This window comes from Enterobacter cloacae complex sp. 677-3DZ2D5B, from assembly GCF_004136695.1.
GTDB classification, from domain to species: domain Bacteria; phylum Pseudomonadota; class Gammaproteobacteria; order Enterobacterales; family Enterobacteriaceae; genus Enterobacter; species Enterobacter hormaechei_C.
In genome coordinates, this window is the sequence record NZ_QFLS01000007.1 from 1 (window position 1) to 20,019 (window position 20,019).

A 20,019-nucleotide genomic window follows, 5' to 3' on the forward strand; every position below is an offset into this window, starting at 1 on the left:
TGATCGGGGAAGACCCATATGCATACAGTTGTTCATTGCGGAGGGAAAAATGAAAATCGAGTTAACCATTGATCGCATGAAGAAACTTCCTGTTGGAGCTATACCTGCGCTCGAGTCAGAACTGCTCAAAAGACTTAGCAAGCAGTTTGATGGTTGCCAGATTACGATTAAGCGTGCCAGTAATGATGGTTTGACTGTTTTCGGGGGCGACAAGAAAGAGGTTGAGCAAATCGTGCAGGAGACCTGGGAAAGCGCCGACGAGTGGTTTTATTAATCGCGTGAATTTCACTGGAGCAGTTTCAAAGAGTATCGCTGTTTGCGTTCCCCTGGCTGTTCCCGATTACTGTTTACCGCGTCAATAAGTCGCTCTGGGGGAAATAGTGTGTAGTGCAGATGCCTTTAATGCAGATGATCAATGGTACGACGTGGTCAGAAGGGCCGATAAAGCAGTTATCTATAGCTTCCCGGCTGAGGGCAGATATCTGGTTTATCGAGTAAATGGAATAGTTTCATTGCGACCGTTGCTCGAAGAGGAAGAAATATTCACTCTCAACGGGTTTATGCAATTTGCAAAACGACTGGGGTACCGAGTTACACCACCGTCTGATATTATTCTTTCATAGGCCTGAACAACCTATACCTGATGCGCCACGGAGAGAACCATGGCGCTAGAATTACAACTTATCAAACACCATTCAGGAATACTGATCCCGGCTACGCCCGAGACCAGGGATATCCTGCAATCAAAAACCCGGCTCGGCGATATTCTTGTTGCCGAGTTCAGGCGGGTACGAAACCCGGCATTTCACCGGCGCTTTTTCGCGCTTCTCAATCTCGGTTTTGAATACTGGGAACCAACCGGCGGGGCTATCTCGAGTAACGAGAGGAAGCTGATTACTGGCTACGCCAAGTTCCTGGCTTCGTATGCCGGCAATGAGGGCGCGCTGATCGATGCTGCTGAGCATTATCTTGAGCAGGTTGCATACCGCCGGGTCACAAATGGCATTAGCCTGTGCAAATCCTTTGACGCTTACCGCTCCTGGGTGATCGTCGAAGCAGGGCACTTCGATGCTATTCAGCTACCTGACGGCACACTCAAAAAGCATCCTCGCAGCATTTCATTCGCCAACATGGACGAGCTCGAGTTTCAACAACTCTATAAAGCTGTGCTCGATGTTCTTTGGCGCTGGGTCCTGTCTCGTTCATTCCGCAGTCGCGATGAGGCCGAAAATGTCGCCGCGCAGCTGCTTGGCTTTGCGGGGTGATGGGCATGCAACATTCATGGTTCCATCATACCGAATGCAGCACCGAACAGGCCGACGAACTGGTTATCTACGCTGGACAATAAAACCAGCCACGACTGCATTATTCGTGACCTGTTGCGTTACACCCTGGATAACAAACCGGTCGGGCATAAGGTGCCTTACCTGCAGGGACCCGGGAGGATTCATTTCTGCTGTCGTTCTACTGAAACCCTGATTCTCAAGTCGTGGCGCGAACTCGGCATCGATATCGACGAGATGGACGAGGGGACTCGTGCCAGCATGGATGGACAGGTACCGGGAAAAACATCATATCTGGAATGGCTCGCGCGCCAGCCGGCACAACGCCAGGATCAGGTTTTGGGCGCCGAGCGTGGCCGTTTGTTCCGCGCGGGTGAAATCGACCTGGCTGATATGTTCACTGACAAAGGCGAATGGATCAGCCTGGAACGTCTGAAGCAGCTCTCAGGCACAGACAACTAACAATCCATCTTACTCCACGCCCTGGCATCCGCCGGGGCTTTTTTATGGGCGAGGCCCGGCAAAATCCCGAGGGGAAATTATGTTAATTCGAAACATGCTTCTGAAATATTACGCACCTGAAAGCGGCGGTGAGGGCGGCGGTGGCGGTGGTATCGAAATCACTCCTGAAATCCAGAAGCTGATTGATGAGCGCGTGACCAGTGAAGTCACTGGCCTCAAAACGAAAAATAGTGAACTGCTGGGCACCATTAAACAGCAGAAAGAAAACCTGTCCCGCTTTGAAGGTATCGATCCAGACGCTGTGCGCGGCATTCTCCAGCGTTTTTCCGACGACGAAGAGGCAAAGCTGATTGCCGCCGGAAAAATCGATGAGGTGCTCAATAGGCGCACCGAGCGTCTGCGTGCTGACGTTGATAAGCAGATTAAAGCCGCAAATGAACGCGCGGACAAAGCCGAAGCGTTCTCCAACAAATTCCGGGATCGAGTTCTGGGCGATGCAATCCGTGCAGCAGCGTCAAAAGCTGGCGCGCTGCCGGAAGCATCAGACGATCTGATCCTGCGTGCCAAAGGCACATTCCAGCTCAACGACGAAGGCGAGGCCGTGGCAGTTGATGCAAATGGCGATGTTCTGTTCGGTAAAGACGGCAAAACCCCACTAAGCCCGCTTGAATGGGCGGAGTCTCTTAAGGAGACGGCTCCGCACCTGTTCCCGCGCGCCGAAGGCACCGGCGCAGGCGGACACAAATCAAACAGCGGTGGCAGCCTGAAACGTTCCGAAATGAGCGCCAGCGACAAAGCGGACTACATCCGCAAACACGGCCAGCAGGCCTTCCTCAAACTTCCGAAATAAGGGATTTAAACCATGGCAACGACTGTTAATACTGACCTGGTTATTTATGACGACCTGGCGCAGACCGCTTTCCTTGAACGCCGACAGGATAACCTGGCAATCTTTAACGCCTCTTCCAACGGGGCGATTCTGCTGGATAACGAGCTGATTGAAGGTGATTTCCGCAAGCGAGCCTTCTACAAGGTGGGCGGTTCTATCGAATCGCGTGACGTGAACTCCACCGAAAAAGTGACGGGTAAGAAGATTGGCGCCGGCGAAGCAGTTTCCGTCAAAGCGCCGTGGAAATACGGTCCATACGAAACGACTGAAGAAGCGTTCAAACGCCGCGGCCGCTCGGTTGACGAGTTCTCCGAAGTGATCGGCACTGATGTGGCTGACGCGACGCTGGAAGGCTACGTGAAATACGGCTTGAAGGCGCTGACGGCTGCTATTGGCGCCAACACGGACATGGTGGTTACCGCCGATATCGAAACAGACGGCAAGAAGACCCTGACGCGCGGCCTGCGTAAGTACGGCGACAAGTTCAACCGTGTGGTGCTCTTCGTTATGCACTCCGCCACTTACTTCGACATCGTGGATGAGGCGATCGCCAACAAAATCTATGAAGAAGCGGGGGTGGTGGTTTACGGCGGGCAGCCGGGCACCCTGGGTAAACCTGTCCTGGTTACCGACACCATGGACGCTGATGCGATCCTTGGGCTGGTGGCCGGAGCGGTTATCCCTTTAACTGGTCATGGGTGAGCGCCAACACGTTCACCAGCACCACCTGCCACTAACCCATTCAGTTTTGAACAAACCCCGCTCCGGCGGGGTTTTTTATTGCCTGGAGAAAATATGCTTTATAACACTGGCACCATCGCCATTAACGGAAATACAGCCACCGGCACCGGCACGAACTGGACGGCACCGGCCAGCCAGATTCGGGTTGGCCAGACGTTGTTTGTTCTTTCTAACCCGGTACAGATGTTTCAGATCACCGCCATCAACAGTGCGACGTCACTGACGGTTACGCCTGCCGCGTCTCCGGCGCTGAGCGGCCAGAAGTACGGCATTCTTGTTACTGATAGTCTCTCAGTCGACGGCCTGGCGCAGAGCATGTCTCAGCTCATTAACGAGTACGACGAGAACATCGGCGCCTGGGAGACGTTCGCCACCACCTCAGCAAACCAGAACATCACCGTCACCATCAACGGCGTACGCGTGACCATTCCTGCGATCGGCAAACTGGTCCAGAAAGGGAGCAATGCGGCGGTTAGAGTTTCGGACGGCGGGACCGGGGCAACGAATGCCGCTGACGCTCGCGCAAACCTCGGTTTAGGAAGTAGCGCGACTAAGGACGTCGGAACGGACTCCGGTAATGTCATGCAAGTGGGGGCTTTTGGGGTTGGTACATACCAGGCTCCAAGGCCAAATGATGCAAACTCATCGTTTATCAGTGATGCTGACGGTAACACCAGTTGGGCTCCTGCCAATGGCTGTGGCTACCAAAGCTCTTATAACACTCAGCGCATAGCGCAAATGTGGGTTACCACTGGCGGAGCTGGCTATTGGCGTTTTCTGTTAAACACAAATCCTCAAACTGCAAAAACAGATGCTCCGTGGACGGTATTTCAGTCAGCAGGAACATCGGACATTAACTTTAAGAAAGTGACCGGGGATCTGGATCTAAACGAATCGCTGTCAAACATCGCGGCAATGGATTTTAAGACCTTCTACTACCTTGCTGATGAAGATAAAGTCATTCGCCGCGGCGTTATTGCTCAGGAACTGGAAAAGATAGATCCCCAGTATGTTCATTCAGCTGAGGAATCGGGGAAAATGACACTTGACCTCAACCCTCTTGTGCTCGATGCGCTTGCTGCCATCAAAGCCCTGACAATCCGTGTCAGAGAGCTGGAGAAAGAGGCTCAAGCTGTGGTTCCTGTCTCATCCGCTGATTAAAGACAGAATCATCAGGCATATCCAGGCGAACATCGATCCAGCTGTTCACCGGCACGTCCATCGGTTCCCCTTTTGTTTTGACGATCTCCCCTTCATCGCTCAGCATGTATTTTCGCTTAAACAGGCGGATAGTCAGCTCGCCGTCAGCGGTTTGTTCAGCTTCAGCCACACCCAGTTCTCCCATGCCGCCAGGGTCCATTGGCGGCAGTAACTGCCAGCCTTCTGATGCCAAGCCTGCGGAACCGAACAGGGCATATACACCAACATCCAGGCGGGAGATTTTGATTCCTTCAGCCTCGGTGTTCGCCGTACCACAGCCGCTCCAGAAAAAGCCTGGTTCATCGATATCAGTCCGCTGACATTCCTCCTGACTTTTCACTATACGGGCTACAGGGGATGCTGCCCTGAGCGTTCCGTCGCTGGCTTTCGTGGTATTTTCAGAAGTGTAAACAACTGAGCCTGGCTTCACAGACAGCATTGTTGAGAATGCATCGGTGCCATTATTTCTTCCTGCGATTTGGTAAGAGACGGCACCACCAATGCCTGCAACACCTGCCCTGAAGCGAGGAGTACCGTTAACCATCACCGTATGAGCCCATACACTACCCACCGTTGAAAGTCCTTCAACGGTAAAAGCGTAAGGGTTGCCAGCGATACCTGCGATATTCAGAGCATTCGTTAATGTACCTCCGCTCAAGCCCAGAGCGCCAAGGTTTGAGAGTGCAGAACTGGCAGTCTTTGCACCTGTTCCTCCCAGTTCTAATGGGATGACACCATTGCTGTCTACCAAACCGACGTTTTATAGATTGCCCTGCGGCATCCATGCCGATAACTTCACCTGATTTTTTTTGCAGAAAATATTGGGTGAAAAACATGCTAATTGGCTACGTAAGGGTGTCAACAAATGACCAAAACACAGATCTTCAGCGACAAGCTCTCGAACGAGCAGGATGTGAACAGGTTTTTGAGGAAAAAATGAGCGGGACGGTAGCGAACCGGCCAGCGCTTAAAAAGCTTCTGCGAACGCTGAATGAGGGCGATACGCTGGTAGTGTGGAAGCTGGATCGCCTCGGGCGAAGCATGCGGAACCTGGTACTGCTGGTGGACGAACTCCGGCAGCGCGGCATCCACTTCAAAAGCCTTACGGACAGCATCGACACTTCCAGCCCAATGGGGCGTTTCATATTCCATATCATGTCAGCCCTGGCCGAGATGGAGAGGGAGTTAATCGTAGAGCGTACCCGGGCAGGACTGGCGGCAGCGCGTGAGAAAGGGCGCGTAGGTGGTAGGCGCTCGAAGTTAACCCCAGAGCAATGGGCGCAGGCGGGGCGTCTGATTGTAAACGGCGTGGACAGGAAGCAGGTAGCGATTATCTATGATGTGGCCGTATGTACTTTGTATAAGAAATTCCCAGCCCTCAAGGGAATCAGCGAAACGTAAATGATTATAGATCATCAGGATTATTAGATGTGCAGATCCCAACTTTAACCAGACAGAATATCATCAATGCCAGAACTATTACGACGATAGTAGAGATTATGAGCGTTATCATAAATGACCTTTATATGATTTTATTTTTTAGACTGTGTGAATCAAAAAATGTTCCAAACAGTTAAAAATATGTGACTTAAGTTAGGATGCTATTGAATGCCGTACTACATAGAATGTAATGAGTGCGGCGGCTGGCTATCCCGCATCAAACTAGCTTACTTAGGTTAGTATGATCGGCTGGACAAAATTCATAATGAGCAATTACCCGAGGGATGAAAACATACATACAAAATTGAGAGTCCTTAAATATCAGCGAATTCGCAAAAGTCTGGCCATATCCTTGAAGCTACCTCACCATTTATTTCATTTTTTACCTTTGAGTCTGGGCACAAATGTAAGGGTTTTTTCTTCTGGTGATATCATCAAAAAAATGACCATAGGCGTAGGCTCTAAATTTTTAATCCTACGAAGAATGCCATAAAGTCGCTGTTTTAACTTGGCTGCGCCGTCTTTTTCAGACTCCCAATCTAAAACCATTTGTTTTTCAATTCCGATGTAGGTGTTTTGAGGAAATCTCACTCCACTACCAGATTTTTCCATATACTGACGACTATGTAAGAAATCTACAATCAAGGAGTTATCCATTTGATTGAAGGGCTTGCTTTCGAACATTAGCAACACCGTATAACTTATGATTTTCATAGAAATCTCATGGGTAGGTTCAGACCATGTGAACGGTATGTTAGTTAAAAAAGCGACAATGTGTATTGTTTAACATTAAAGAAATGTATCGTCTGCTATATAAAAAAAAGCCTACACCAGGTAGGCAATGCTGATGATTTCTAATTATTTTTATAATGCTTCTTGTTCAATATCTTCCGCGATGTTGGTAAAAAACACCGAAGCTTATAGATACTTTCGTGCCGCATCAAAAATTTCCTGAGAGGTTAGCTCTCGATCTGATGCAACATAGACAACTTCATGGTCCCCTGTTAAAGAGGGGAAACCGGCTGACATTATCTGAAGATTGATCTCTTCTCCACCAGGGTACTGTTCGAGTATTGATGTTACGCCTTTAAGCACAGTGACAACCTTACTTGGTTTACCATTAAAGAAAATGATTACTTTTTTCATATATCACCATGTATTGAAACAATTTTTAGCGGTCGTGGCTGTTCGGTAAGTGTTGCTTTTTTCTATGTATTGTTTGTTTTTCGAAATTAAAACAAGCAATATTCTGCCTTAGCGTGTACTGTAGTAGCCCATTTGAACTGGAGAAGCCTGTGTCTGCACGTAAAAACAATCAATTCCGCCGAAATTATTTAGTCAAATGCCTTTGTCCAAACTGCTCAAAATATTCGGAGCATAGTTACAATCGTGTACAAAAGGGATCTCAATTAGTATGCCCTTACTGTAATGCTTTGTTCAAAGCCCCTGAACGTTACTAAAAAAACTCATACAATAAATAAGAAGTGATGCTTTTGGAGGCTGCCTAACCTCTTACGCACTTTAATATTTTATAAGCAGTTAGCTTCTGCTTTGAGACTATTCATGCAGCAGTCCTGCATTTCATCACATCGGTCAGCAAACTTGACGGTTCTGAAAATATGCTGGCCTGTTGTAATGATACTCGCAAACGATAAATGACTCTTCTTGTTTTTTAATTCGTATAAGCTTAAACGGCCCTTGAGGGGGTTATTTATCGCAGAGCGTAACATTTGCAGCTGTCGGACCTTTAGTACCGGCAATGATAACAAATTTCACTTTTTGTCCTTCAAAAAGAGTTTTGAATGTCTCTCCCTGTAGTGAAGAAGAGTGAACAAGAATATCTTTACTTCCATCGAGTGGGGAGATAAAACCAAAACCTTTATCTTCGTTAAACCACTTAACAAGACCTATCATTTTTGAAGACATAAAAACTCCCCTTGAACACTTAAGAAGTTACAACTTCATGAAAAGAAACGCATAATGGCATACGTATGGACTCAAGATGAGGGGTATCAGAGATAGCACCTGGTTATGAGGATTACTTAGAAAAAGTCAGATTCACATTGCATCGAACTAACCAGATCATTAAGGCACGTGTTAAACTATTTAGCAAATTTTATTTTAGCCATCTGGGAGGCTATGAAAATTAGATTAGCTAATCCAAATTTTTCCTGTATAGTCAAATTGGATTTCACGAAAGGAAATTATTTGACTCGTAAAATGACAGGCGTTGTCAAAAGTTTTGACTGCAAGAGTGGGAAGGGGTTCATTATACCATCGGATAGGCGTAAAGATGTTTTCTTACACATCTCTGCATTAAACAATAGCGAAAGCCAAACGTTAAGTCCTGGTGTTCGTGTTGAGTTCTATCGTATAAATGGACTCAGTGGTCCAATGGCGGCAAACATATTTCTTTCTTAAAAATATGCTATTGTGAGACTAGCTAAAAAGTGCAGGTCTAACTGATATTAGATTTGATTGTTATATGCTCTATCAAATTCCTCCCTTGGTTTTTTACATTTCCAACTGTACGCGTTACCGCATGCCAGTTGAACTTATCGGTGGGCACTGCACCGTCTGAAGCTATCTCTAACGCTTTATTCCCTCCAGCGTCCAGCCGCATCCACTCTCTTGCAGCTTCCGGCGACAAAACTAGTGGCCGGCGGTCGTGAATGTCGACCAGACCTTTGTCCGCTGCCGATGTCACGATGAGAAAACCTTCTGCTTCATCACCGCGTTCGAATGGCGTGCTTCCGATCGCCGCCATGAATACGGGCTGCCCGTCTACCCGGTGAATGAAGTAGGGCTGTTTCTTGTCGCCTTCATTCTTCCATTCAAACCAGCCATCTGCAAAGCAGATCGCCCGGCCATGCTGCCATAGCGGTTTAAACATTCTGCTTGTGTCCGCCGTCTCTACGCGCGCGTTAATCAGTGGCTGCTTATCCCACCACCCGGGCGCGTAGCCCCAGAACACCGGATCGAGATGCAGTTGCTCGTCTCGTTCGCTCAGCAGCAGAACTTTGGTTCCTGGTGCAACGTTGTACCGGCCAATAGGTTCCGGGTCATAGGCAATGTCACGATCGGCTTCGTCGGCCAGGTAAGCCAGATATTCTTCACGGGTTTGTGCTTGTACAAAACGTCCACACATAGAAACCTCCAGTCAGTCAGACTGAAAGTATAGGGCAGGGAGAAAAAGAGGTACGTACTGAGTAAAGTTAGGGGCAAATTTAGGGGCAAAAATGCGGAATAGAGGCAAAAAAAGGGCACTGAAAATGTAGATCTGGGTAGCTTTAGGGAGAAGTTATTATGCTATAACTAATTGAATAAGCGGAGAAAATAAATGATATCAATGAGTTGGGAAAATCAGCGTAGCTTATTCAGGTTAATCTCTTGATTTTGTTGCATCTATTCGTTACTCAGATCTCAAATGGGGCACAGGGTGAGGAAAACGATTTCAAAGCGTCAGCTTCGTGTTCATCTCTTCTATCCATGTAGCATAGATTTCATACACCATCTGCGCATTTACGTGCCCCATCTGGTTAGCGATAAAAGACGGGTTTGCGGCTACCGGTAAAAACCAGCATGCGAAAGTGTGTCGTGTATGGTACGGATTGCAGCGCCGAATGCCAGCACGATTTACAAATGAGCCCCACAGGAGAAGTTTGGTTAAGACTGAAGGGTTGTCTACACTTACAGCTTACGCAGTAAAAACGGAGGTGAAAATGACTGACCGTCCCGTTCATGGTGACCATCCTGATTATAATCCCAGCCCGGATAACCCGGAAAAGGATGGAAGAAAACCGAAAGATGATCCTGGCTCAGCGCCTGAATCAGGCGATAAAGATCCAGAGTAATGACCAACCGCCTTTACGAAGGCGGTTTTAACACCCATTACGGCCTCTCTACGCGCACCGCTATTCACGTTATCCTCATCAACGTCGTCTGATAACCGCTCAGAATCCATCCCTTTTTTGCCGGATGATCGGGTGAGATAAAGCACGGATCTCATTCCCGCGTACCAGCGCGTTTTACAGTTCTCCTGCTACGCTTTTGTGGGGGACAAGGGAGCGCTTCTATGAAAAATAAAGACGAGCAGACAGGATTAGTTGGGCTGGCGATTGGTGCCGCCGTTATCGGGCTGGTTTCATCCCAGAAGATCATCAACCGTGAAAGTATTGTCGATGAACTGGTAAGGCTCGGCAGGCAGAAGGGGGATGGTGTCGAAGATGAGGTCTTTTTAAAAGCGGCTGAGTTAGTGAGAAAAGGGGTATAAGCGATGGCTGACATTCGTCATGCACAGTGTCATTGTGGGGCGGTGAAATTTACGGTTGAGCTGACGGACGGCCTGAATACCGCACGTCGATGTAGCTGCTCGTTTTGCAGGATGCGTGGGGCGGTCGTGGTTTCAGCGCCTTTGACGGGCATTAAGGTGACGCAGGGCGCGGACACGCTCACAGAGTACCGTTTCAACACCGGCACGGCGCGCCATTTCTTCTGTTCGATTTGCGGTATTTACACGTTCCACCAACGACGTTCCAATCCCAATGAATATGGTGTGAATGTCGCCTGTCTGGAAAATGTCACGCCATTCGACTTCCCGGAAGTGGCGGTAATGGATGGAGTAAATCACCCTATGGATGGCGACAGCGGGGTATTTGGCTATCTCTCTTTCCGTAAAGAACAGACGAAACAGCGATGAAAACTAGCCCGCAGATCGCTGCGGGCAAACGGGATTAGAACTGGTAAACCAGACCTAACGCTACAATGTCATCCGTACCGATGCCATTGTTTTTGTAGAATGAATCATCTTCATCCAGCAGGTTGATTTTATAATCAACATAGGTGGACATATTTTTGTTGAAATAATAGGTAGCACCGACGTCAGCATATTTCACCAGGTCTTTATCGTCCTGGCCATTGCCCAGGTCTTTACCTTTAGACTGTAAATAGGAAATGGCCGGACGCAGACCGAAATCGAACTGATATTGTGCGGTGACTTCGAAGTTCTGGGTTTTGTTTGCCACCGCATCTGCATTGTCGCCGTACGGCGTCATATTGCGGGTTTCGGAATACATTGCCGCCAGATAAATGTTGTTGGCATCGTATTTCAGACCTGCGGTCCATGCATCCGCAGTATCGCCGCCCGCAGTAGTGTAATTTACCTGATCGTTGGTACGGTCAGATGAAGTATATGCTGCACCTGCGCTGAAGCCCATGCCGAAATCGTAGGTTGCGGATATACCGTAACCGTCACCATTTTCATGACGTGTATCACGACCGTTGTTGGTCCCTTCATTGGTAGAGCAGAAATTCTCGTCGCAGTTATTACCTTCATTATTACCCTGATACTGCACCGCGAAGTTCAGACCCTGCACCAGACCAAAGAAGTCGGTGTTACGGTAGGTCGCCACGCCGTTTGCACGACCGGTCATAAAGTTATCGGCATAAGTATAAGAGTCGCCACCAAATTCTGGCAGCATATCGGTCCAGCCTTCAACGTCGTACAGGACGCCATAGTTGCGGCCGTAATCGAAGGAGCCGTAATCGCCCACCTTCACGCCCGCGAAGGCCAGACGCGTCCAGGACTGATTGTCAGAACCTTCGGTGTTGTTTGCCTGAATGTTATATTCCCATTGGGCGAAGCCGGTCATCATGTCGTTGATTTGGGTTTCACCTTTAAAACCCAGACGCATATAGGTTTGATCGCCATCTTTAGACGCGTCGTCAGAGAAATAATGCAGACCATCTACTTTGCCATACAGATCCAGTTTATTGCCGTCTTTATTATAAATTTCAGCTGCGTGAGCGGCTCCAGCCATTAACAAAGCGGGGATCATCAGTGCCAGTACTTTTCTTTGCATTTTGATTATTCCTTTGCAGTTATTTTTTTATTGCTTAGTGAACTTTCCGGGCTGGAAAGGTGTCCCATGCTAAATCACTCTGGCGGCGGATGAATAAAATATAATTGTTACGGGTTAAGTAAAATCTAAACTAAATGATGCGGTTGAAATAATGATAAACGTCATGAATGGATTATTATAATCAATACAAAATAAAAATTATTAATTACGAGGAAAACAAGGTAATCTCCACGCCGTTATATGCCTTTAAGATTATTTCATCCATAATTCACGTGAATATTGTTCAGAACATTGAGGCAATTTTCACCGATCTTCTGGATTCGCCCGGTGCACGTGCATCGGGCTTTTTTATAGCAAAAAAATGCCCGGACAAGCCGGGCATACAGGTTATTCACTGGTCGATTTTTCGGCTTTTCCTGCCAGTTGCGCCAGAAAGTCATAACGCTTCTGAAGATCCGCTGCCGCATCCTTCCATAGCTGCTCTGCTACTTCAGGCTGCTGGGCGTTCAGCCTGCGGAAACGCTGCTCCTGAAGTAAGGTTTCGGCAAGGGCGTCTGACGGCGGACGCGAATCCAGCGCCAGCGGCAATTTCCCTTCATCGGCACGGCGCGGGTCAAAGCGGTACAGTGGCCAGAAGCCGGTTGCGGTGAGCTGACGCATCTGGTCGTGGCTGAGTGCCAGATCGTAGCCATGCTCCTCACACGGACTGTAGGCGATGATCAGCGACGGGCCTGGATACGCTTCCGCTTCCTGAATGGCTTTCACCGTCTGGTTGAGCTGCGCCCCAAGCGAAATTTGCGCGACGTAGACGTGCCCATACATCATCATGCTGACGCCCAAATCTTTACGCGCCTTGCGCTTGCCGTGCTCACCAAATTTCGTGACCGCTCCCAATGGCGTTGCTTTCGAGGCCTGTCCGCCGGTGTTGGAATAACACTGAGTATCGAGCACCAGAATATTGACGTTTTCGGTCAGGCTCAGGACATGATCAAGACCACCGAAACCAATATCGTAGGCCCACCCGTCGCCGCCGATCAGCCAGATAGATTTTTCAACCAACGCGTCAGCATCAGTCAGGAGTTGTTCAGCCCCTTCAACACCCTGAAGCGCGTGGCGCAGTTCAGCAACCTGCGCGCGACGAACGTCAGGTGTGGCCTCCGCATGCAGGGCATCATTCAGTTCTGCCGGGATCTTATCGGCAAACTGTGCCAGCAGACGCATTACGCGGGCGCGGTGCTGATCGACCGTCAGACGGAATCCCAGACCAAATTCTGCGTTGTCCTCGAAAAGCGAGTTTGCCCACGCCGGGCCGCGACCGTTTGCGTCGGTAGTGTACGGCGTGGACGGCAGGTTACCTCCGTAGATCGACGAGCAGCCCGTCGCGTTGGCAATCAGCATCCGGTCGCCGTAAAGCTGGGTAAGCAGTTTGATATACGGTGTTTCGCCGCAGCCGGAGCACGCCCCGGAGTACTCGAAGAGCGGGGTGATGAGCTGCGAGGTACGAATGTCAATGCGTTCCAGCTTGTTGCGATCGATTTCGGGCAGGTCGAGGAAGAAATCATAATTCACTTTCTCTTCTTCAACATGTTCAAGACGCGACATCATATTGATGGCTTTGATTGACGGGTCCTGACGATCTTTCGCCGGGCACACCTCGACGCACAGGTTACAGCCGGTACAGTCTTCCGGCGCCACCTGAAGAACATATTTCTGACCACGCATATCGCGGGATTTTACATCCAGCGAGTGCAAACTTTCCGGTGCGCCATCTAACGCTTCTGGTGACACCACTTTGGCGCGAATAGCCGAGTGCGGGCAGGCCGCCACGCAGTGGTTGCACTGGGTGCACAGCTCTTCTTTCCAGATAGGAATCGCTTCGGCAATGTTGCGTTTTTCCCAGCGGGTCGTGCCCATCGGCCAGGTGCCGTCAGGCGGAAGCGCAGAGACGGGAAGGGTGTCTCCCAGTCCGGCAAGCATCGCCGCCGTGACGGTTTTGACGAAATCCGGGGCGGCGTCAGACACCACTGGCGGCCGGTTCGGACTGCTGGCATTGACCGGCTGCAACGGCACCTCGAACAGCGATTCGCGGGCCAGCGCCAGCGCCTGCCAGTTGCGCTCAACCAGTTCCTGACCTTTGCTGCTGTAGCTTTTGGCGATCGCCCCCTGGAGTTCCATCAGCGCGCTGTCGCCCGGCAGAATATTGGTCAGGTGGAAGAACGCCATCTGCATAACCGTATTGATGCGCGCCGCCAGGCCGCATTCGCGGGCGATCTTCGCGGCGTTAATGACATACAGGCGCGCCTGTTTCTGGTTAAGCACTGCCTGCACTTCCTGGGGCAGGCGTGTCCAGACCTCGTCGGCGCTGTAAGGGGTGTTGATCAGGAAAATACCACCGGGCTTCAGGCGCTCGGCCATCTGATATTTATCAATGAACTGGAGCTGGTGACAGCCAACAAAATCCGCCTGAGAAATCAGGTATGCCGAGCGGATCGGGTGTTCGCTGACGCGCAGGTGGGAGACGGTCAGTCCGCCCGCTTTTTTGGAGTCGTAGACGAAATATCCTTGCGCATACCACGGCGTAGAGTTGCCGATAATTTTGATGTTGTTCTTGGTCGCCGAGACGCTGCCGTCGCTGCCCAGACCGTAGAACAGCGCTTCCAGTTTCGCATTCGAGGGCAGGGTGTTTTCCGGCAAAGGGAGAGAAAGGTTAGTCACGTCATCATAAATGCCGACCGTAAAGCGCGGTTTCGGTTTTGCCTCGCGCAGTTCAGCAAATACCGCAAGGACGCACTCCGGCCCGAACTCTTTTGAAGACAATCCATAACGCCCGCCAATGACGCGCGGCAGCGTTTCGCGCTCACCGCGGTTAAACGCCTCAGCCAGTGCGGTCATCACATCCAGATAAAGTGGCTCAGCCTGTGCGCCAGGTTCTTTGGTGCGGTCCAGTACTGCCACGGCACGCGCGCTGTCCGGCAGGGCTGCGAGCAGGTGTTTCGCTGAGAAGGGACGGTAGAGGCGAACTTTGAGCACGCCAACTTTTTCACCACGCGTCAGCAGCTCATCGACCACCTCTTCGCAGGTGCCGATGGCAGAGCCCATCAGGACGATCACGCGCTCGGCCTGTGGATGACCATAATATTCAAACGGCTTATATTCGCGGCCCGTCGCAGCGGCAAAATCGTCCATCGCCTGTTCAACGTGCTCATACACCGCGTTGTACCATGGGTTTGTCGCCTCGCGGGACTGGAAATAGGTATCCGGGTTCGCAGAGGTACCCCGGATCACCGGATGTTCCGGATTGAGGGCGCGAGCGCGATGCGCATTGATGTCAGCCTGCGGCAGCAGATTCAGAATGGTGTCGTCCGGCAGTGGAACGATTTTGTTGATCTCGTGGGACGTGCGAAAACCATCGAAGAAATGAATAAATGGCACTCGGCTTTTCAGCGTAGCGATATGCGATATCAGCGCGAAGTCCTGTGCTTCCTGTACGCTGCTGGCGCAGAGCATAGCGCAGCCGGTCTGACGCACGGCCATCACGTCTGAGTGGTCGCCAAAAATAGAGAGAGCGTGAGTGGCTACGGTGCGTGCGGCAACGTGCAACACAAACGGCGTTAATTGCCCTGCCAGCTTGTAAAGCGTGGGGATCATCAACAGCAGCCCCTGAGACGACGTAAACGAGGTCGACAGGGCACCGGTCTGCAACGCACCATGCACGGTGGCAATGGCCCCGGCTTCGGACTGCATCTCAACAACCCGCGGGACATCGCCCCAGACGTTTTTTATCCCATTACCAGCCCAGGCGTCAGCCTGTTCAGCCATCGTGGAGCTGGGAGTGATGGGGTAGATGGCGATCACTTCGCTGGTACGAAACGCAACAGACGCGACTGCACCATTGCCGTCAATAGTTTGCATAGGACAACACCCTTACATTGCGCAAAAAGAGGGGTCTGTAAAACGACGACAGACCCTGAATATTATCTGTGTATTTTAGCAAAGCTCAGGTTTTACGATTTTCGCTTTTGTGTCCTTGGTATGCGCTGTATCAATGACTCGAAGGCTATTCGCGTTAAAAAATTGCGAGAAATTGTTACCAGGGCGCATAAATACGCACATCCGCTCTCGACGATGCTGCGCGTGATGCCTATTATGCATAGGTTTCGCGTTAATTATGGGGAGGAAGGTATGCGTTCAGCATTTTGGGTCGGATGTGCCGCGTTACTGTTGTCGGCATGCAGCAATGAACCAGTACAGCAGGCGACAGCGGCACACGTTACGCCGGGTATGCGAGCGGCTATGTCCAGTTCAGGTCAGGCCAACTGCGCAATGATCGGCGGTTCACTCTCCGTTGCCCGTCAGCTCGACGGCTCAGCCATCGGCATGTGCGCGTTGCCAAATGGCAAACGCTGTAGTGAGCAGTCGCTTGCCGTTGGTTCGTGCGGAAGCTACTGAGTTATTCAACTCGCTTAAACATCAATGTCTTATTGGCTGTCGCCAGCGTTAACTGGTCTTCGGTCAGGTCTACCTGTGCGCCTGTGCGTAGCATATCGGCGATGGTCTGATCCAGTTCATTTAGCTGCGGCTCGGTGCAGAGTTTCCGCGTCATTGCCAGCGTTTTGACCGTCAACTCTCCTTCGGACAGTTTACCCTGGCCGTTGAAGCCGTTGCACATTGTGCCGGAGACGACAATGTTGTTAATCAGGCTGATATTGGGTTGCGCACTGAAGCGAATTTCAGGCTGCGTTTTCCCGCCTTTGACTGCTTTGCCATCCACATTTTCAAGAACGAAACGGTGATTCTCTAACTGATCGGTCTGAACGGAGGCTTTACCAGGATTAACGCATCCAGCCAGTACAAGGCTGATTAAACTTACTGCCGCGAGCTTTTTCATTTTTCTTCTCAAACTATCAATGCTGTAAATATTTTTTCAGTGTAACCATACCCTCCTGGGTGTTAATGGGGTTTATCTGAAAGTGCGGGAAGGGACCGGGCGGCGGCGCGCCCGGTCAGCGAGTTAGTGCGATTTAAATCCAGCTGCGGCCATCAGCATTTTAAAGAGCATACTTACGCAGGCCAGCGCCAGGACGCTGCCGCCCCAGATGATGGCAAGCCACATCAAACGTTTCCATACAGGTTGTTGCATCAGTGATAACCCTCCCCATGCTGTACTTTTCCGCGAAAAACGTAATAACTCCAGAAGGTGTAGACCAGAATCACGGGAATGATCAACAGTGCACCCACTAACATAAAGCCCTGGCTTTGGGCTGGCGCAGCGGCCTGCCAGAGGGTAATGTCCGGCGGGATGATATGCGGCCAGATGCTGATCCCAAGCCCGCTAAAGCCAAGAAAAACCAGCCCTAACGTCATGATAAACGGCAGGGTATGGCTCGCAGGATCGTGCAGGCAGCGCCACTGGCACAGACTCAGGATCGCAACCAGCGCAGGAACAGGCAGCAGATAAAACAGATTCGGCAGCGTAAACCAGCGCGCAGCAATAGCTGGTTGGGCGAGAGGGGTCCAGATACTGATTATCGCAATGAATACCAGAAGCAGGGGCAGAAGCACTTTCGATAGCTGACGCATCCGCTTTTGCAGGGCATTTTCGCTTTTCATTACCAGCCACGTTGATCCTAACAGCGCGTAAGCCACCACAAGACCCGCTCCGCAGAAAAAATTGAACGCGGTAAACCAGTCAAACGGACCACCGCTGTAAGCTCGACCGGTGACGCTGAACCCCTGGATGACCGCACCGACGGTGATGCCCTGGCTGAAGGTCGCCACAATTGACCCGCCAATAAAGGCCTTATCCCAGAACGGGCGGTGCGCCGGAGTGGCCTTGAAGCGAAATTCGAAGGCGACCCCACGAAATATAAGCCCGATCAGCATTATTGTCAGTGGAATGGTTAGCGCGTCGATGATAACCGCATAGGCGAGAGGAAAGGCGCCAAACAGGGCCGCACCGCCAAGCACCAGCCAGGTTTCGTTGCCATCCCAGACGGGAGCCACGCTGTTGACCATCACGTCGCGGTCGTCCGCATTCGGCGTTGCCGGAAACAGGATGCCTATCCCCAGATCAAAACCGTCCATCACGATATACATCAACGTGGCGAAAACGATAATCACGAACCAGATAATGGAAAGATCGATACCCATTACGGTTACTCCTTAAATTCAGTGGTGACGGCAGAAAGCGGACGAGCAGGGCGGCCATCGGATTCAGTCGCGAAGGATTCATGGGGCTGCGGCCCTTTTTTAATCAGACGCACCATATAGCTGTAACCCACGCCGAATACCGCGGTATAAACCACGAAGAAGGCCAGCAAACTGATGCTCATGTGCAGATCGCCATGCGCGGAAACCGCATCCTTCGTACGCTGTAGTCCATAGACGACCCACGGCTGGCGGCCGACCTCCGTTGTTACCCATCCGGCGAGGATCGCGATCAGCCCGGACGGTCCCATCAGCAGGGCAAACCACAGGAAGGAACGTGATGTATAAAGGCGCTGTTTGTAACGCAGCCAGATTGCCGTCACGCCCAGGAGCAGCATCAACATCCCCAGGCCGGCCATGATGCGGAAAGACCAGAAGACAATGGTGGCGTTCGGGCGATCTTCTTTTGGGAACTCCTTCAATGCCGGAACCTGTTTATCGAGACTGTGGGTCAGGATCAGGCTGCCGAGAGCGGGAATTTCCAGGCCAAAACGGGTCCGTTCCTGCTCCATATCCGGCCAGCCAAACAGCAGCAGTGGAGTAGGCTCACCCGGCGGATTCTCCCAGTGACCTTCGATGGCGGCTATTTTCGCTGGCTGGTGTTTTAAGGTATTAAGCCCGTGCATATCCCCCACCAGCGCCTGGACTGGGGCCACGATTAACGTCATCCACAACGCCATGGAGAACATAGTGCGAATAGCGGGGGTATTGTTTCCGCGCAGCAAATGCCAGGCCGCGGAGGCACCAACAAACAGTGCGCTGCTGAGAAATGCCGCTATCGACATGTGCAGCAGGCGGTAAGGGAAGGAGGGGTTAAACACCACGGCAAACCAGTCCACCGGAACGACCTGACCGTTGATGATTTCATACCCTTGCGGTGTCTGCATCCAGCTGTTTGACGAGAGGATCCAGAACGTAGACATGAGGGTCCCCAGGGCGACCATGCAGGTCGAAAAGAAGTGCAGCCCCGGCCCGACCTTATTCCAGCCAAACAACATCACCCCGAGGAACCCCGCCTCAAGGAAGAACGCGGTAAGCACTTCATAGGTCAGCAGGGGGCCGGTAATACTGCCCGCGAACTGCGAAAACCCGCTCCAGTTGGTGCCAAACTGATAAGCCATCACCAGGCCGGAGACCACGCCCATCCCAAAGTTGACGGCGAAGATCTTTGACCAGAAATGGTACAGCGATCGCCAGACGGGATTTTTTGTTCTCAGCCACAGCCCTTCCAGCACGGCGAGATAGCTCGCCAGGCCAATGGTTATCGCCGGAAAAATAATATGAAAGGATACGGTAAAGGCGAACTGTATTCGCGCAAGATGAAACGCATCTGGACCAAACATGCATTGCCTCAATGTTAAACGGTGTACTGTTATGATAAAGAGGGGGGGAATGAGATATCAGAAGCAGAAATTGATAATTTACCTATAACAGTTGTGTGAAAAGGTGAACTTTATCTGGCTGATATAGCTAACAAGTAAGAATAAAAAATTTCTTTTTATGATTATTACGCATTAAACAGCTTGCTTTGTCGCCAGCAACATGCGTTAATGGATTTCTGGTTTTGAATCCAAATAAATATCTGACGTAGTTTTATAAAGCAGTTCTCATCACGTTGTGCCTCTCCGCAGCCTCTCTTGGGTCTTTATCTACATTCCGATTAGTTTTGTATCGAACCATTTTTTGCCTGATCGGCTCATGAGTAATTTACGTTTTTACGTTTACAGGAGAATCCTATGACTTCTTATATCCATTTCCGCTGCCCATGCTGTCATGGCTCGCAGTACCGCACCTCAGCTTTTGATGTGTCTGACAAAAATCCGTTCGGCGCGAAATGCATTTTCTGCAAATCGCCAATGATCACGCTCGACCACCTGGCCGCAGCGCGTTCGGCTCAGAATCACATTACTGAGTACCGCAAGTAATCTGCCGCGTT

Annotated in this window: 25 protein-coding genes and 3 pseudogenes; 15 read left to right on the forward strand and 13 right to left on the reverse strand. The window is 50.7% G+C overall.

What is annotated here, in order from left to right; all coding sequences use genetic code 11:
• Nucleotides 1-49: 49 nt before the first annotated feature.
• From DD597_RS11255 to DD597_RS25125, 7 genes and pseudogenes are all read left to right on the forward strand, one after another.
• Entirely contained in the window at nucleotides 50-274 is a 225-nt protein-coding gene (locus tag DD597_RS11255; protein ID WP_023324737.1) for a DinI family protein, read from the forward strand.
• A gap of 106 nt (nucleotides 275-380) precedes the next feature.
• A complete protein-coding gene (locus DD597_RS25120) occupies nucleotides 381-623 on the forward strand; it encodes a hypothetical protein (protein ID WP_224065701.1) in 243 nt (80 codons plus the stop codon).
• Nucleotides 624-662: 39 nt separating this feature from the next.
• Complete coding sequence (locus tag DD597_RS11265) at nucleotides 663-1,265, forward strand: DUF1367 family protein (RefSeq protein ID WP_023324736.1); 603 nt, start codon at nucleotides 663-665, stop codon at nucleotides 1,263-1,265.
• Nucleotides 1,266-1,325: 60 nt separating this feature from the next.
• Nucleotides 1,326-1,745 (forward strand): annotated as a pseudogene (locus tag DD597_RS11270) (hypothetical protein); the annotation flags it as partial.
• Between the two features lie 79 nt (nucleotides 1,746-1,824).
• Nucleotides 1,825-2,595, forward strand: a complete 771-nt coding sequence (locus DD597_RS11275) for a hypothetical protein (RefSeq protein WP_059294640.1) — start codon at nucleotides 1,825-1,827, stop codon at nucleotides 2,593-2,595.
• A gap of 12 nt (nucleotides 2,596-2,607) precedes the next feature.
• Nucleotides 2,608-3,315 (forward strand): annotated as a pseudogene (locus DD597_RS11280) (major capsid protein); the annotation flags it as partial.
• A 114-nt stretch (nucleotides 3,316-3,429) separates the two neighbouring features.
• Nucleotides 3,430-4,536 carry a tail fiber domain-containing protein gene (locus tag DD597_RS25125; protein ID WP_181015264.1) on the forward strand — a complete coding sequence of 369 codons (1,107 nt, stop codon included), beginning with the start codon at nucleotides 3,430-3,432 and terminating at the stop codon, nucleotides 4,534-4,536.
• Here the strand turns inward: DD597_RS25125 and DD597_RS25130 are convergent.
• The gene (locus tag DD597_RS25130; protein WP_232969563.1) at nucleotides 4,481-5,326 is read right to left on the reverse strand and encodes a hypothetical protein; all 846 of its coding nucleotides are present in this window, start codon (nucleotides 5,324-5,326) and stop codon (nucleotides 4,481-4,483) included. The genes DD597_RS25125 and DD597_RS25130 overlap by 56 nt on opposite strands.
• A gap of 83 nt (nucleotides 5,327-5,409) precedes the next feature.
• Between DD597_RS25130 and DD597_RS11305 the strand changes: the two genes are divergently transcribed.
• Nucleotides 5,410-5,976: a recombinase family protein gene (locus tag DD597_RS11305; protein WP_059294675.1), complete on the forward strand. Its 567-nt coding sequence runs from the start codon at nucleotides 5,410-5,412 to the stop codon at nucleotides 5,974-5,976.
• Nucleotides 5,977-5,980: 4 nt separating this feature from the next.
• Here DD597_RS11305 and DD597_RS25320 read toward each other — a convergent pair whose 3' ends face one another.
• The 3 genes from DD597_RS25320 to DD597_RS11315 form a co-directional block, all read right to left on the reverse strand.
• Entirely contained in the window at nucleotides 5,981-6,088 is a 108-nt protein-coding gene (locus tag DD597_RS25320; protein WP_350188533.1) for a YnaM/YnfT family protein, read from the reverse strand.
• Between the two features lie 302 nt (nucleotides 6,089-6,390).
• Complete coding sequence (locus tag DD597_RS11310) at nucleotides 6,391-6,729, reverse strand: hypothetical protein (RefSeq protein ID WP_059294652.1); 339 nt, start codon at nucleotides 6,727-6,729, stop codon at nucleotides 6,391-6,393.
• Nucleotides 6,730-6,933: 204 nt separating this feature from the next.
• Nucleotides 6,934-7,161, reverse strand: a complete 228-nt coding sequence (locus tag DD597_RS11315; protein WP_032645629.1) for a hypothetical protein — start codon at nucleotides 7,159-7,161, stop codon at nucleotides 6,934-6,936.
• Between the two features lie 149 nt (nucleotides 7,162-7,310).
• On the opposite strand from DD597_RS11315, the gene DD597_RS25025 reads away from it, so the two are divergent.
• Nucleotides 7,311-7,475, forward strand: coding sequence for a YnfU family zinc-binding protein (locus DD597_RS25025; protein ID WP_214582703.1), 165 nt, complete (start codon nucleotides 7,311-7,313; stop codon nucleotides 7,473-7,475).
• Nucleotides 7,476-7,722: 247 nt separating this feature from the next.
• Here the strand turns inward: DD597_RS25025 and DD597_RS11320 are convergent, their stop codons facing one another.
• Complete coding sequence (locus DD597_RS11320; protein WP_022651253.1) at nucleotides 7,723-7,941, reverse strand: cold shock domain-containing protein; 219 nt, start codon at nucleotides 7,939-7,941, stop codon at nucleotides 7,723-7,725.
• A 282-nt stretch (nucleotides 7,942-8,223) separates the two neighbouring features.
• On the opposite strand from DD597_RS11320, the gene cspF reads away from it, so the two are divergent.
• Complete coding sequence (gene cspF, locus DD597_RS11325; protein ID WP_080386836.1) at nucleotides 8,224-8,436, forward strand: cold shock-like protein CspF; 213 nt, start codon at nucleotides 8,224-8,226, stop codon at nucleotides 8,434-8,436.
• Between the two features lie 37 nt (nucleotides 8,437-8,473).
• Here the strand turns inward: cspF and DD597_RS11330 are convergent, their stop codons facing one another.
• Both DD597_RS11330 and DD597_RS11335 read right to left on the reverse strand, forming a co-directional pair.
• On the reverse strand, nucleotides 8,474-9,163 hold the full coding sequence (locus tag DD597_RS11330) for an SOS response-associated peptidase (protein WP_059294653.1): 690 nt from the start codon (nucleotides 9,161-9,163) through the stop codon (nucleotides 8,474-8,476).
• Nucleotides 9,164-9,469: 306 nt separating this feature from the next.
• A pseudogene (locus DD597_RS11335) lies at nucleotides 9,470-9,667 on the reverse strand (tyrosine-type recombinase/integrase); the annotation flags it as partial.
• Nucleotides 9,668-9,737: 70 nt separating this feature from the next.
• Here DD597_RS11335 and DD597_RS25135 point away from each other — a divergent pair.
• The 3 genes from DD597_RS25135 (at nucleotide 9,738) to DD597_RS11345 (ending at nucleotide 10,714) form a co-directional block, all read left to right on the forward strand.
• Nucleotides 9,738-9,869 carry a hypothetical protein gene (locus DD597_RS25135; RefSeq protein WP_255301129.1) on the forward strand — a complete coding sequence of 44 codons (132 nt, stop codon included), beginning with the start codon at nucleotides 9,738-9,740 and terminating at the stop codon, nucleotides 9,867-9,869.
• A gap of 221 nt (nucleotides 9,870-10,090) precedes the next feature.
• Nucleotides 10,091-10,288 carry a hypothetical protein gene (locus DD597_RS11340; RefSeq protein ID WP_003856931.1) on the forward strand — a complete coding sequence of 66 codons (198 nt, stop codon included), beginning with the start codon at nucleotides 10,091-10,093 and terminating at the stop codon, nucleotides 10,286-10,288.
• A 3-nt stretch (nucleotides 10,289-10,291) separates the two neighbouring features.
• Nucleotides 10,292-10,714: a GFA family protein gene (locus DD597_RS11345; RefSeq protein WP_022651250.1), complete on the forward strand. Its 423-nt coding sequence runs from the start codon at nucleotides 10,292-10,294 to the stop codon at nucleotides 10,712-10,714.
• 34 nt (nucleotides 10,715-10,748) lie between these two features.
• On the opposite strand, the gene ompC is transcribed toward DD597_RS11345, so the two are convergent.
• A complete protein-coding gene (ompC, locus tag DD597_RS11350; protein WP_017382260.1) occupies nucleotides 10,749-11,876 on the reverse strand; it encodes a porin OmpC in 1,128 nt (375 codons plus the stop codon).
• 387 nt (nucleotides 11,877-12,263) lie between these two features.
• Nucleotides 12,264-15,788, reverse strand: a complete 3,525-nt coding sequence (gene nifJ / locus DD597_RS11355) for a pyruvate:ferredoxin (flavodoxin) oxidoreductase (protein ID WP_129256192.1) — start codon at nucleotides 15,786-15,788, stop codon at nucleotides 12,264-12,266.
• 270 nt (nucleotides 15,789-16,058) lie between these two features.
• Here nifJ and DD597_RS11360 point away from each other — a divergent pair, with 270 nt between their 5' ends.
• Nucleotides 16,059-16,325, forward strand: coding sequence for a DUF333 domain-containing protein (locus DD597_RS11360; RefSeq protein WP_003856935.1), 267 nt, complete (start codon nucleotides 16,059-16,061; stop codon nucleotides 16,323-16,325).
• A gap of 1 nt (nucleotide 16,326) precedes the next feature.
• On the opposite strand, the gene hslJ is transcribed toward DD597_RS11360, so the two are convergent.
• The 4 genes from hslJ to DD597_RS11380 all read right to left on the reverse strand — a co-directional run bounded on the left by hslJ (nucleotide 16,327) and on the right by DD597_RS11380 (nucleotide 19,426).
• Entirely contained in the window at nucleotides 16,327-16,764 is a 438-nt protein-coding gene (gene hslJ, locus DD597_RS11365; protein WP_023314216.1) for a heat shock protein HslJ, read from the reverse strand.
• 123 nt (nucleotides 16,765-16,887) lie between these two features.
• Nucleotides 16,888-17,016 (reverse strand): DUF2474 domain-containing protein, encoded by a 129-nt coding sequence (locus tag DD597_RS11370; RefSeq protein WP_017693358.1) that lies wholly within the window; start codon nucleotides 17,014-17,016, stop codon nucleotides 16,888-16,890.
• Entirely contained in the window at nucleotides 17,016-18,026 is a 1,011-nt protein-coding gene (gene cydB / locus DD597_RS11375; protein ID WP_023314215.1) for a cytochrome d ubiquinol oxidase subunit II, read from the reverse strand. Before cydB ends, DD597_RS11370 begins: the two co-directional genes overlap by 1 nt.
• 5 nt (nucleotides 18,027-18,031) lie before the next feature.
• Nucleotides 18,032-19,426: a cytochrome ubiquinol oxidase subunit I gene (locus DD597_RS11380; RefSeq protein WP_003856944.1), complete on the reverse strand. Its 1,395-nt coding sequence runs from the start codon at nucleotides 19,424-19,426 to the stop codon at nucleotides 18,032-18,034.
• A 393-nt stretch (nucleotides 19,427-19,819) separates the two neighbouring features.
• Between DD597_RS11380 and DD597_RS11385 the strand changes: the two genes are divergently transcribed.
• On the forward strand, nucleotides 19,820-20,008 hold the full coding sequence (locus DD597_RS11385; RefSeq protein ID WP_003856945.1) for a hypothetical protein: 189 nt from the start codon (nucleotides 19,820-19,822) through the stop codon (nucleotides 20,006-20,008).
• The last annotated feature ends 11 nt before the right edge of the window (nucleotides 20,009-20,019 follow it).